10 protein-coding genes are annotated in these 12750 nt (G+C 30.3%); 3 read left to right on the top strand and 7 right to left on the bottom strand.

Annotation, left to right across the window (positions count from 1 at the left end; genetic code table 11):
- Nucleotide 1 precedes the first annotated feature (1 nt).
- Genes GCL57_RS09280 through GCL57_RS09270 form a run of 3 tightly spaced genes read right to left on the bottom strand, consistent with a single transcriptional unit; the run spans nt 2 to nt 2367 of the window.
- On the bottom strand, nt 2–511 hold the full coding sequence (locus GCL57_RS09280; protein ID WP_161597682.1) for a thermonuclease family protein: 510 nt from the start codon (nt 509–511) through the stop codon (nt 2–4).
- Between the two features lie 20 nt (nt 512–531).
- On the bottom strand, nt 532–1329 hold the full coding sequence (locus GCL57_RS09275) for an ABC transporter substrate-binding protein (protein ID WP_152213077.1): 798 nt from the start codon (nt 1327–1329) through the stop codon (nt 532–534).
- 12 nt (nt 1330–1341) lie between these two features.
- Nucleotides 1342–2367, bottom strand: coding sequence for a tyrosine-type recombinase/integrase (locus GCL57_RS09270; RefSeq protein ID WP_161597681.1), 1026 nt, complete (start codon nt 2365–2367; stop codon nt 1342–1344).
- Nucleotides 2368–3125: 758 nt separating this feature from the next.
- Here GCL57_RS09270 and GCL57_RS09265 point away from each other — a divergent pair.
- Nucleotides 3126–3776 (top strand): hypothetical protein, encoded by a 651-nt coding sequence (locus tag GCL57_RS09265; RefSeq protein WP_152213075.1) that lies wholly within the window; start codon nt 3126–3128, stop codon nt 3774–3776.
- On the opposite strand, the gene ribD is transcribed toward GCL57_RS09265, so the two are convergent.
- Nucleotides 3773–5065, bottom strand: a complete 1293-nt coding sequence (gene ribD, locus GCL57_RS09260; protein ID WP_161597680.1) for a bifunctional diaminohydroxyphosphoribosylaminopyrimidine deaminase/5-amino-6-(5-phosphoribosylamino)uracil reductase RibD — start codon at nt 5063–5065, stop codon at nt 3773–3775. The genes GCL57_RS09265 and ribD overlap by 4 nt on opposite strands.
- 154 nt (nt 5066–5219) lie before the next feature.
- Between ribD and rpsO the strand changes: the two genes are divergently transcribed.
- On the top strand, nt 5220–5489 hold the full coding sequence (rpsO, locus tag GCL57_RS09255; protein WP_130610747.1) for a 30S ribosomal protein S15: 270 nt from the start codon (nt 5220–5222) through the stop codon (nt 5487–5489).
- A 241-nt stretch (nt 5490–5730) separates the two neighbouring features.
- On the opposite strand, the gene GCL57_RS09250 is transcribed toward rpsO, so the two are convergent.
- Entirely contained in the window at nt 5731–6969 is a 1239-nt protein-coding gene (locus tag GCL57_RS09250; RefSeq protein ID WP_152213073.1) for a hypothetical protein, read from the bottom strand.
- Between the two features lie 106 nt (nt 6970–7075).
- On the bottom strand, nt 7076–8305 hold the full coding sequence (locus GCL57_RS09245) for a hypothetical protein (RefSeq protein ID WP_152213072.1): 1230 nt from the start codon (nt 8303–8305) through the stop codon (nt 7076–7078).
- 281 nt (nt 8306–8586) lie between these two features.
- Between GCL57_RS09245 and rarD the strand changes: the two genes are divergently transcribed.
- A complete protein-coding gene (gene rarD, locus GCL57_RS09240; RefSeq protein ID WP_161597679.1) occupies nt 8587–9510 on the top strand; it encodes an EamA family transporter RarD in 924 nt (307 codons plus the stop codon).
- 27 nt (nt 9511–9537) lie between these two features.
- Here rarD and GCL57_RS09235 read toward each other — a convergent pair whose 3' ends face one another.
- The gene (locus GCL57_RS09235; protein WP_152213070.1) at nt 9538–12744 is read right to left on the bottom strand and encodes a hypothetical protein; all 3207 of its coding nucleotides are present in this window, start codon (nt 12742–12744) and stop codon (nt 9538–9540) included.
- Nucleotides 12745–12750 lie beyond the last annotated feature (6 nt).

Below are 12750 nucleotides of genomic sequence, written 5' to 3'. Positions count from 1 at the left end.
GTTATTTTTTATTATTTTTTCGCCATTGAGAAGGACTTTCATAATCTGGCAAAGACCAAATACCAAGCTTAATTTTTTTTGCCTTTTTCTCTGCAATATTATATTTTTCGATTGAAACTTCTGGATTTATTTTACCATGATAAACTTCAGCCATACCACTTGCTACCATTTTTAAATTGATATTAATATTATCTAAAAAAAGTTCTGATAAATTTCTACCAAAATGATCTTGACTATAGTTCTTAACCTTTACTGATTTTCCTTTGATTAAAGAATTGAGAAAGATTTTACTTTCAGTCCCCATAGGTTGTCCCTTTTTCTTTTTACCTTGAGCTATTTCGGGGGCATCGATAGAAATAAGTCTTATTTTTATATTTATATTATCAGTATTTCTTAATCGACAGGTGTCACCGTCATTGCAATTGATAACAAAATAGGTAGATTCAAACGCCGAAGCATAGGTAGTTATACTTATAAATATGAATAAAACTAGATTTCTTAAATACTTCATTATAAAAAAGAATCCTTTTGCTAAATGTTTTGTTCTTTTAAAAACTCCAATTTGAGTTCTCTCAAGTACTCTAAACATTTAAGCGATCGAGTGCCATACCAGCTTAAATTCTGGCCATCTACTCTTAAAAAGTGTTTATTTTTTATGTTAAAACACTGATAAAATTCTTCGATATGCCGTTTTTTAAAAGGAAAGGGTTCAGAACTGAACATAAAAACATCAGTAGATTTCAAATTTGAAAAATTTTCTTCTTTTACAACAGGATATCTTAAATTCATTTCTTCGCCTGTGATTACAGTATTTTTAAATCCAACCAAATTTAACATTGAAGAAATATAAGTTTTATCGCCTGCAATCATCCAAGGATTTCGCCAAATAAAATACATAAATAAAATTTGGGGAGATTCCACTGTTTTACATTTTTTTAAAAGATATTCCACTTTCTGAACCCATTCATGCACATAATCTTGACACGAAAATATTTCTCCTAAGTTCTGAACAAGAGGAATAACATCATAAATATTTTTCGGAAAAGTATCGATAATCATAGTCGAAGATTTATCAATTCTTTCAAATAGCATTTGTCTTACTTCAGGAGTATTTTCTTCTTGATTTATAATGATATGTGTTGGCTTTAAAAAAATTATTTTATCAATATCTGGGTCTTTAGTACCGCCAACCGCGAGAGCACTTTTGCGTAATATTTTTGGAGATACACAAAATTTTGTGCATCCCTTAATATTATTCTGCATACCAAAATCGCATAAGGTCTCTGTTAAACTTGGGACTAAAGAAACAATACGAATATTTTGGTCCATAATAAATACCAACTATTCTTTGGTTTTTATCTTTCTAGAACTTGTTTTTTTCTTTTCTCTACTATTTAAAAATCTCTCAAGGGAATGCAACGAAGAGTAACCAGCCAAACTTGCTACTTTTTCATTTTCAATGCCCTTAGCAAGCCATCGTAATATTGCATGATTTCTTAAACTTTCAGAATTATAAGGAACTCCTAAGATTTCTGAACAAACTTCATAGATAACAAACTTTATTCCATGTCTGTGCAAGAAATTAGTACGTGTTTTACGACTTACATTTAGATACCCAAAAAATAATTTATCATCAAGCTCTGTTGTCAAGCCCATTTGCTCTCTTGCATCTTTAAGCATTGACAAAGCGGTTGCAACTTCAAGATGATAAGGAACAAGTCTTTCATTATTTCCTGTAACTTTTAGACATCCGGCAATCGAAATTTCAGAAGTCGGCTCTTCAAGTTCTGGCCAAACATCGCCCCAAGATAAATTAGCAGCTTCGGAAGCTTTTAAACCACATTCACCTAATATTAGAATAAGAGTCCAATCGCGAATTGCTTTTTCATCTTTACTGTAAGCTAAATGCTTTAATGTTCTACTTAAATTTAAATATTTTTCATGGGGAACAGTTAATAAAATTGAGACGGGCTGTTTCGGAGATTTTGATTCTAAAAAGGGGGAACCTTGAATTACTTTTTCAGATACAAGAAAATGAACAAATGTACGCACACTCATTTGTGCACGCCTAACACTCGACTGAGAATTTCTCCCATTTTCTTTTAAAAAGTGCAGCCAATTTTCTTGAGCAGGATAAGAGTAATTATCCGGACCTGTTTGTTTCTCAACTAGAAATTCACAAAAAAGCGTTAAGTCATTTCTATACGCACTTATTGTATTTGAAGATTTCCCATTTTTCTTGAGTTGGTTCAAAAAACGGATCAGTAAAGAAGAAAGTTTTGAAAATGCGAAAGGCTCTTGATTATAGAACTCTTTTTTAACAATTCCGGTCACTGCAGACTGATGGTTGATAAAATTTCCATCCATGAAAATCTCCCCAAAAAAACTCGTTTTAGTGAAGGAAAGCATTCCTATGAAGAGCGCTTAAAATACGGTATGTAAAACCTATTCGTTTCAATATTGACTCTCAATAACTACTACATAAAAAAAATTAATAAAACAATATTAATACATTATATTTATGATTTTATAAAAATTACTTTATTAACGGATACTTAACCTAAACATTTTCATGATTGAATGTTTTCTATAAACTTAACATTCGTAAATATTTAAAATAAATATTTTAATTATTTAAAGTAAATAAATAATATACATAAAATCGAATCGATATTTAAAAATATTAATTTTATCCAATAATTATAATATATTGTAATTATTGGATAAGAGTTGAAAACACAGCTTTTTATCTAATTCAAATAATTATGGTTAGCAAATTCAATAATATAAGTCTATATTCATTTTTCTGCCCAAAATACAATTAATTTATATAAGTGAAACAATTTATCTCTTTTTGATTTAATAAAATAGATTTTTTATTTTGGTAGAATAAGTTGATTTGTTTTCAGTTTTGCTAATTAACTAAAATTATTCAAAGCTAGTGAAGATTTTATTCCACAGAACTTGGACACTCCTATGGAAAAGTGCTTAATAGAAACTGGAAGTCGACTGTATTTAAAATAATTATTAAACTGCAGTCATTTTATATTTTATTTTTTTAAACATTCATATTCTTAATACTTATAAAAATATTTTATTGTTTTTAGAAATTAAAAGGATCGACAATGTCCGACATAAAAAGAATCTTAACACAATCTGCTGGATTAAGAGCTTATTCCATTCGAGTCGGAGTCTTAAACAAAACAAAAAGATATTTTTCTTTAAAATACAATATACTTTCAAATTCAATTAAGCAATACGAAGAAAGTCCAATTGTTCGCTCCAAAGTAACTGGGAGAAAAATATTTGAGGCATTTTTAAGTGAAGGAGTAAAAATCTCTGAGAACTGGTTCTTTGAAGGAAATGGCTCTTTCCCAATAAGCGAAGAAATATGCGCAAAATTATTTTATGAGTTTGAAGATCAAGAGTCCAAAGCATACACAGATATTCTCTTATTTAAATCCCGCTACCGTGATGCTGAAATTATAACAATCGAAGATAAGGTAAATAGCCCTTATTATAATTATGGGGACTATGTAGGTTTTATATGGAGAAGTTTAAATAAGATTGACAGCATTCACAAGACTTTATGTGCAATTGAAATTAACGATGAAATAATTGTTAGAATTTGCTCAAAGATATCAAACACTAAAATTCGCATGGAATGCAACAATTATCAAATAAAATTAATAACAACAAATAAAATTGCTCCCATTATTTTCCATCGACCTGCAAAAAGATATCGTCTTATAAACACAGATTTCGCACATATTTAATTCATTTCATTTTGTACCAATTCAATTAAAATATCTTCTCCTAATTTTTCTTGCACCTTCATGATATATCTCTGAACTGTGGATACTTCTTTTAATGGATAAGATAAGAATCCTTTTTGCGCCGAAGAAAATAGTTTATGCTTTTCTCCGCCCAGAAAAAAAGGAGCAATAAAAATATGAATGAGATCAAAACATTTCTCTTCTATAAAGGCGCTCAAAAGACGCCCCCCCCCCTCAACCAACACACTTTGTAAAGGCCTCCCTAAAAAATCCTCAATTTCTTTTCCGAGAAAACTTTCAAGCAAGGACTTTGTAAATTGAGGCTGATTCTGCTCTCCTAATGGGACAATTAAAAAATCTTTATTTTGAATTATACTTTGTAGCCATTCGTTTTTTTTACTTTTTTCAATTGCTAAAACAGAAGAGTTAATAAAAATTATTTTTTTCGTTCCTTCTTTAAATGTCTTTTCTTTTAATTTTTCTTGTTCTATTTTATCACACTGAAATATTTTTCCAAATGGATCATATATCATTTTTAATGGGTTTCTTTTATTTGGATGTTGAATTTCTCTTATATCTAATGACGGAAAATCATTTAAAAGAGTTCCTACCCCAATTAAAATAGCATCGTATTTTTGTCTCAACCAATGTGTGTATTTTCTCGAATTTTCTCCAGAAATCCATTGCCAGCCATTATTATCATCTGCTAAACAACCATCCAATGTTTGAGCCCATTTGAGTGCTATAAAAGGACGTTTGTGTTTTTGCTGGACAAAAAAAGGCGCAAGCCAAGCTTGAACCTCATTTATTAACACGCCCGTAACACACTCAATTCCCATTTCTTTTAATTTTATAAGACCTTGTCCAGCGACAAGGGGATTTGGATCTTTACTAGCTATCACTACTTTTTGAATGCCTTTATTTTTAAACAGCTCAATACAAGGAGGCTGCTTTCCCACGTGAGTGCAAGGTTCTAAAGTTACATAAACAGTTGAACCAGACAGATCAGCGGGTGAGAGTCTTGAAAAAGCTATGCTTTCTGCATGCCTTCCACCCCAGATTTCAGTGCAACCACTTGATATTAGTTCATTATTTTTAACAATAAGGCAGCCAACAGATGGGTTGGGATTCGCTATTGAAGCATTTTCCATACTTTTTACAAGAGCTTTGCTCATCCAATATTCATCTGTATTTTCAAGAAATGATTGCTCATTCTTTATTTTATCTGCTGGAAAGAGCATGCTTAATGCGCCTCCAAAAGAAAATCCTGATCGCAATGTTAAAGACATTCTTATTGCCTTTCTAAAGTAATAATGATAGCTAGCAGACTCTGATTGTCCATTTAGGAAGAAATCGGTTTTGCGCCCCAATCGCATGGAGGACCAAAACTTGTTTATTCCTGTATTTTAAGTCATTTGGGTCTTATCCCAGAAAGGGTTTTCCATGCAAATCACTACAGAACAACGTGCAGAAATCATTGCTAAGTTTCGCACACACGAATCTGACACTGGTTCACCAGAAGTGCAAGTTGCACTTTTAACAGCTCGTATTAACCAACTTACTGAACATTTCCGTAAGCATGCTAAAGACTTTGCAGGCCGTCGTGGACTTCTTGCACTTGTTAGCCAACGCCGTAGCTTACTTGACTATGTTAAGCGTAAAGAAGAAGCTCGTTACCAAAAAATTATTGCAGCTCTCAATCTTCGCCGCTAATCTCATTAAAAAGTTAAATTTAATTATTTGCTTTGTATGAAAATTAAAATCGCACTCCTTTTGAGTGCGATTTTTTTATTTTTATTTATAATTATTTATTTCAAAAAAATAGTGAAAATTATATTTATTTTAGATCTATAATTATTCTTAGCAGTTTTTATTTCACTCTCTTATATATTTTTATTAAAATGAATGAATTTGAAAAAAATATATTAGCCAAAAAAATTTAATTTAATTCTATTTATCTCATATTAAAATAAATTCCACCTAATACTTCATGCGGTTTATCAATGAATGGAATATTTCTTTCCCCATAAAGATTATTCTTATTATAATAAGTGTACTTTAAAAAAACTCCCACAGTTTCAGCCTCAGCTTCACACAAAATACTACCACCTAAGTCTAAGCCATTTGAAAAACCCATCACCAATTGAGGCTTAGCTGATATTTTTCTAAAAAGACCGCCGTTAACTTTAGAGCTTAAACGAATTTGAGGGCTAACTTGATTATAACTGTCTCCCTTATAAACTGTTTCGTAAGCAAGGCCAAGACTTATATTTTTATTGACCCTATAATGTAACATTGTTTCCATCGACAAGCCTCTGGGATTAATAAATGCTGAAAAGTCGGGTAGCGAAAAATTAAAAATTTCCAATGTACTAATATTATGCTCCCCTGTTCCAATATATTTTAAATCACCCCATAATAGGGAGTAAAAAGTTCCACTCGCAAGCATGCTAAATAAATAAGCTTGTTGAAAATCGGTTCGTGAGATATTTTTACCTAAATTTGCGTAATAGGTTTCTATTTTATCAGGGTCTCCCCCCTGAAATTCATTGGGATTTATTTTTGAATAACTATATGGACCAAATTTATTCATAAAATAAAATGCAAAATCAGGGACTGAGCCTCCTCTGTCATAAATTTTTTCAGCTATATTTTTACTCAATAAGATTTCATTATTCATTCCGCCAGCTGTCACAATAAGACTATTTTCGGTAGACGAATTCTGCGCAGGAATACTTCCAGATGTTGCTGCACTTTGGCTGGGGTAAGAAGCTCGATTTATAACCAAAGAAAAATATGAATTGGCTGTCACAGTAAAATTACCATCAACATAATAGAAAACATTGCTAGCGCCAAAACTTCTCATACGAGTTGCATGACCAAATTCATGGTAAGTTAAATTTAAATAGGTAGGATCTAAATATGCAACTTGAAATAATGCAGATAAAAACCAAGAGAAAAAGCGACCAACCCCATTCCCATCTAAAGATATTTTGCGAAATCCCCAATCATATGTTTCATAAATACTCATGGGAAAAGAAGACATACCTTCATTGGAATTAAAAGTATTTTCAAAATATCCATTCGTGATTATAAAGCGGTTTGAATTTTCATCATTCTCTTTTGCAGAAGCTACAAAAGATATTAAGATTAAATAAATAGAAATTTTTATCTTGAATTTAAAACATCTCACTAAACTATCTCCTAAGCTTGCTAAAAAGGATTATTTTTAATTTAATGAGAATGTTATCGAAGGTTTTAATTAAAAAAAAAGTAGGAATATTTTTCCTACTTAATAATTATAAGACGTAATAAGCGCCTGCCAACAATTCGTTTGAATGAGAAGCAAAAGGAGAGTTTCTTTCTCCATATAGAGTGTTTTTATTATAATAAGTGTATTTTAAGAACATTCCAACATCCAATTGAGTTGTTGCTTCAACAAGCACACTGCCACCTAAATCAACCCTGCCAGATTCTATTCCAATAACAAGTTGAGGTTTTAATGAATAATTTTTAATATAATGAGATTGATTATTAATTTGAAAAAGAATTTCGGGAGAAATTTGATCGTAAGAATCTCCTTCATAAATTCGTTCATAGGAAAGACCAAGCTTTATATTTTCAGTTGCTTGATAATGCAATACAGCTTCTGTGGAAATCCCTTTGGTGTTTAAATAAGTATAAAAATCCGGTAATGTAAAACCGCCTAAAGATAATGGCTTAATACGATGCTGAGAGTTTCTTAAATAATCAATATTACCCCAAAGTAATGAATAAAATGTTCCACTGGCAAAAGTGCTAAATAGATAGTGATTTTGAAAATCTTTACGAGTTATATTTTTACCTAATCTTGAATAACCTGATACAAGACGTTCAGGATCTCCTGTTTTAGAATCTGATGTGGAGTATCCATACGGCCCTAATTTAGAGTTTAAATAATAACTAAGATCAGGTACCGAACCACCTCTTTCATGGATACGTTCCGCAATAAGCTTACTTAATAAGATCTCATTATTCATACCACCTGCTGATATGACAAAATCTGCCTCATCATCTGCTGTTCCTCTATTAGGAGCTCCTGTTGAAGCTCCATCAAAAGGCGTGGCAAATCTTTCAAAAAACATAGAAAAGAAAGAGGTTACTGTTTTAGAGCTATCATTAGGTCTATAATAAATATCATTAAATCCGTATCTACGATCGCGAGTGGCATGCCCAAACTCGTGAAACGAAGTGTTAGTAACCCCATGAACATAGAGTGGCAAAATTTGCCCACCAATTAACCATGAAAAAAATCTTGATAATTTTGAGCTATCATAAGAAAGTTTCTCAAATCCCCAATTGTACGTTTCATACACGCTCATTGGGAAATAGGACATACCTTCATTGGAATTAAAAGTATTTTCAAAATATCCAGAAGAAAAATAAATACGATTGGAAGAAACAGTAGATTCATCAGCTTGAGCTGAACAATCCGCAATTGCAAATGACAATGTGCAAAAACTAAATAATAATTTTTTATATAAACGCATATATTAAAAATACCTAACAATAATTAATAAAAAAACATAAAATAACAAAATTAACATTACAAAAAATAAATTATATATGCAAGTTTATTTTAGATAAAAAATAAACCTATTTTAAAAATGTTATTTTTCATGAAAAATGAAAAAATATTTTAAGAAGCTTGTTTTAGTTTACAATATATATATAATAAATTCAATTCTTTAAGCGTATAATTTAAAAATGGTTTAAAAAATCTTTTGTATTTTTAAAGCTTTAATCGTTGATACTACAAAATGAGGCACCAGTGGATTCTTCACAAACATCATCAAAAATAGGCATCGTTTTAGTCCTATCGGCCTTTGTTATTTGGGGACTCTCTCCCCTTTATTTTAAACTGTTAACTCAAGTAAGCCCACTTGAAATACTTGCCCAGAGAGCCATATGGTCATTGCTTTTTTTGTTAGTTATATTATTAATTCAAAAGCAGTTTAATCAAATTTTTGCAACAATTAAAATTGTAAAGTATAGATATTTACTTTTCATAACAACAGCTCTTATTTCTACAAATTGGCTTATTTTTATTTGGGCAATTTTAAATAATTATATTATGGAAGCAAGTCTTGGCTACTTTTTGACTCCATTATTAAATATTATTTTAGGAGTTCTTTTCTTAAATGAAAAATTAACTTTCATTCAAAAAATTTCTCTTATTTTGACTCTCGGAGCCATTTCTATTCAAATTTTTTCTGCTCAGTTTTTAGGAGCTGGACCTTGGATCAGTCTTGGACTTGCTACGACTTTTGGAATATATACTCTAGTCAGAAAAAAAATTGCGGTGAGTTCGGTTGTTGGTTTAAGTGTTGAAACTTTATACTTATTCCCATTTGCATTGTGTTATCTAATATATATTACATTAAACCAAAAAATGATATTTTTAACTTCAGAAAATATCAGTCTTTTACTTATGCTCGGTGGAATTATAACAGCTTTGCCTTTATTGCTCTTTGTTGCTGGGAGCAAATACTTACCACTATCAAGTGTAGGATTTTTTCAATATATTGCACCAACAGGACAATTATTATTAGCAATTTTTGTCTTTAATGAAAAGGTGGATTCTAGCAAAATGATTAGCTTTAGTTTGGTCTGGATAGCTCTTGGGATTTATATTTTACATACTATTTTTCAAATCTATCAAAATAAAAACCAAAGAAAAATGAGTAGAACATAATTTAAAGTAAAATCATTAAAATTTTCCTTAAATAATATCCATGAATTTAATTTGGGTTAAAATATACCATCCACTGTCGCCAATAACAAAACCATAAATGAGAGAAGGGGAAATTTGAAACCCTTTAATATCAACATTAAGTCCCGAACCAATTCCAACGCTTGTAACAGAATCAAAAGAAGTAAAATCTTTAGTTGTAGAAACTCCACCTTCTTTTAAAGAAATGATACCTCGCCAATCATCAAGAAAAGTCATAAGAAATTTCTTTTCGAAATCTGTTTTAAATGGAAAATCATAGCTGATTGTACCAGAATAACTCCAATACCCCGCCTTTAAGTCAAATAATGTGCCGCTTCCAATAATTGGAAAACTCACAAAATTAAGTGAAGTTTTTTCTCCTAAAATATAATTTTGAACCGGGGAATAAACCTCTTTTAAATTAAATGTATTGTTACCTTGTGTCGTAGAAATATTTCCAAGCAATGAAATATTTTGTTTAAAGAGAGTAAAGCGAGAAAGGAGAGAGGCACTTAAGTTATAGTAATCTAAACCACCTAAATTTTGTCCAACTGAGTTTTTCGCATTACCAATACTATTAAATTTTCCTATACCAAGCTGAGCATTTGTTTTCCAAATAAGCCATTTTCCTTTTGGCATATTTTTATTTTTTAAATAAAATCCTTCATTAAATAAATTAAAAGAAATTGACGAAACTGCAGAAAATAATGTTGTCGATTGCGCTCCTATTTCTGCAGGTGGTGTTCGCAAAGTACTATATGGTTGAATATTAGACAGTGTAAAAGTATTTTGCATAGCAAAAGTAGAGGGCAAAAAATTAAAGCCTAAATTTAAATTGAGTCCGTTTTGTTGAAGATAATTAAAATAGCGTGTCGTAATTGAACCTTGGGCATTATTTTGATTGCTGATTAAATCATAATATCCATTAAAAAAAGGACTTGAAAAAACTGAAATTGAAAATCCATCAAAAAGTCTATTATTTAAATAGGTCAAAGCACCACTTGGTGCATCTAAATAAAAATTATATCCTCCAAATATCTGAATTCTATAACGTTCCATCTCATCAATAAAAGGAACAGCGGCAAGACCTAAACTTGGTCCCCCTATAAAATCGGGTTGAAAAAATGGGTAAACAAATAAAAGGTTACTCCGATAAGTTGCTCGAGCATTTCTAATATTCTTATTTTCATTTACAATATTTTTTTGACTGCTATCAGAGATTTCATCATCTAAATTTTGAACACTCATTTCTTTAATTTTTTTACTATTTTCAAGCAAATATTTTTCAAATTCATTTATATCTTCAACAAGTATATTATATTTTTGTTGCTCATAAATCTTTTGAAAAGGAGGAATATAATATTTAAATTGATAATTTTTAGAAAAAATAGAGTTAGTTTCTTGTTTTTTCTGCCAATTACTAAATAATGCTTTTAATTTTTTCACATCAATTTTACTAAAATAATAACTTTGGTCTTTATATATCCAAGCTCCCATATAGTCTTCATTTTCATCATTCCATGGAGTGATTCCATCTACTCTTTCAGGGAATGCAGCAATAAAATTTTCTTTTTGTGCAGGAGAGAAATCAATAAGAGCAAGAACTTTATCCCATTCTATAAGCAAACGATAGCTACCATTTTTTAAAATATAACCTTCTTTTATAAAAAATTTATTTTCTTTTATAATTTCGGCAATTAAACCATCCTCACAAATACGATTTAATGAAGTTCTGTTCAAATCATTATTTAATATATATATCAAACATTTTTGCGAATAATTATTATTAACTCCAAATTTTAAAAAAGTTATAAATTGAGGGAAAGAAAAACTTTTAACTAATTTTAATGCTTTTTTTTCAGCATCAAAAAAATAAATATTTTGATTTCCATTTAAACTCGCACTGATATAAAAATTTCCATTTTCTACGCTTATTATTTCATCAACGACATAAGGATGTTCAAGAGTAGCAAGTTCAATAAATATCTGATTTTCAATACTTTCATCATTTAATTCTGTAATATCTCCTTTAAACTTTATAACCCGCAGTCTATCCCCATGCGCAGCATTAGAAAAGAAAATACGATCTGCTGTCACTAAAGTCCCAGAAAAAATTTTATTTGTAGCAAAGACCTGTGAACCTGTTATTTTTAGAGGATTTCTTATGCTATGATTTTTTTTAGAATCATAAATTTGTAATGAACTTGTTTTGGCTGAACGCTCAGATGTTAAATTTGAATAAATAACTTTATCACTAACCACAATAGAAGGAAAATAATATTTCTCCTTTACCGACTGAGTCGATACTTTTAAAAGCGAAGGCATTTGGGAAAGATAATTTTCCCATTCTGATTTTTGTTCAATCTTAAACTCTTCATAAAGTGTCTCACCATTTTTTCCTAAATTCTTATAGAGCCAAGAGTCCGTTGCATCATAAAAAGGTGGAATAATTGTTTGCATTGAGATTTGTTCATGAATTTTATATAAATCTTTTTCCTTTAATTGTTGAAAAATCCAGCGCAAAAATCTTCCTGATGCAACATAACCTCTTAAATTCGTATCGCCGTCTGTATTATAAAGAGCATGCATGCGATCCCATGAAGGCCAACTATCTTGTAATGCCATATTCCTAATGACTGCATTGGTCTCAGCACTGCCTACACTTTCTGTTAAATGTTCCGCTAAACCTTCAATCCACCAGGTTGGAAACATAGCAAGACTAAATACACGCCCCAGTGGACCAACATGAAAATTATTGTGTTCATACATAAGTCTATGCACAAGTTCATGTTGAAAAAAAGCTGCGCTGCGTGCATGAATCATCTGAGTCTCAATATTCATTGTAAATGGATTAGCAAACCCAGCACCTTCAAGTTTATTACCTAAAATAACAGGGACAGTATTAAAACTTGAAATTAAAAATCGATCTTTTTGTGATTTTAAAATTGGCATAAAGTCGTTTGGTAGTTTAACACCAAGTAATAAAGCTAAATATGGATAGGAAAATTGCAAAGACTTTAAAGAATACTCTCCCATATATTTTGAATTTTCTTCATAGTAAATAGAAAAAATATTATTTTCAAGGCGATTCCAATTTAAATCACGCATATTTCCTGAATCAGATTTTAAAAAACTAGCTGGTACTGCAAAACTATTATTTTTAAATAAAAATAATATTATGAAAAAAAACAATATAAAAAAAGATTTATTTTTCATTGTTTT

The organism is Fluviispira multicolorata, from assembly GCF_009208585.1.
In the GTDB taxonomy this organism is placed as follows: Bacteria; Bdellovibrionota_B; Oligoflexia; order Silvanigrellales; family Silvanigrellaceae; genus Silvanigrella; species Silvanigrella multicolorata.
The sequence above is the reverse complement of the archived record's forward strand: the minus strand, read 5'-3'. Positions and strand labels throughout refer to the sequence as shown.

Bases quoted from the DNA above. Each gene is read 5' to 3' on its own strand.
- GCL57_RS09280 (WP_161597682.1), bottom strand. From the start codon at position 511: ATGAAGTATTTAAGAAATCTAGTTTTATTCATATTTATAAGTATAACT.
- GCL57_RS09275 (WP_152213077.1), bottom strand. From the start codon at position 1,329: ATGGACCAAAATATTCGTATTGTTTCTTTAGTCCCAAGTTTAACAGAG.
- GCL57_RS09270 (WP_161597681.1), bottom strand. From the start codon at position 2,367: ATGGATGGAAATTTTATCAACCATCAGTCTGCAGTGACCGGAATTGTT.
- GCL57_RS09265 (WP_152213075.1), top strand. From the start codon at position 3,126: ATGTCCGACATAAAAAGAATCTTAACACAATCTGCTGGATTAAGAGCT.
- ribD (WP_161597680.1), bottom strand. From the start codon at position 5,065: ATGTCTTTAACATTGCGATCAGGATTTTCTTTTGGAGGCGCATTAAGC.
- rpsO (WP_130610747.1), top strand. From the start codon at position 5,220: ATGCAAATCACTACAGAACAACGTGCAGAAATCATTGCTAAGTTTCGC.
- GCL57_RS09245 (WP_152213072.1), bottom strand. From the start codon at position 8,305: ATGCGTTTATATAAAAAATTATTATTTAGTTTTTGCACATTGTCATTT.
- GCL57_RS09235 (WP_152213070.1), bottom strand. From the start codon at position 12,744: ATGAAAAATAAATCTTTTTTTATATTGTTTTTTTTCATAATATTATTT.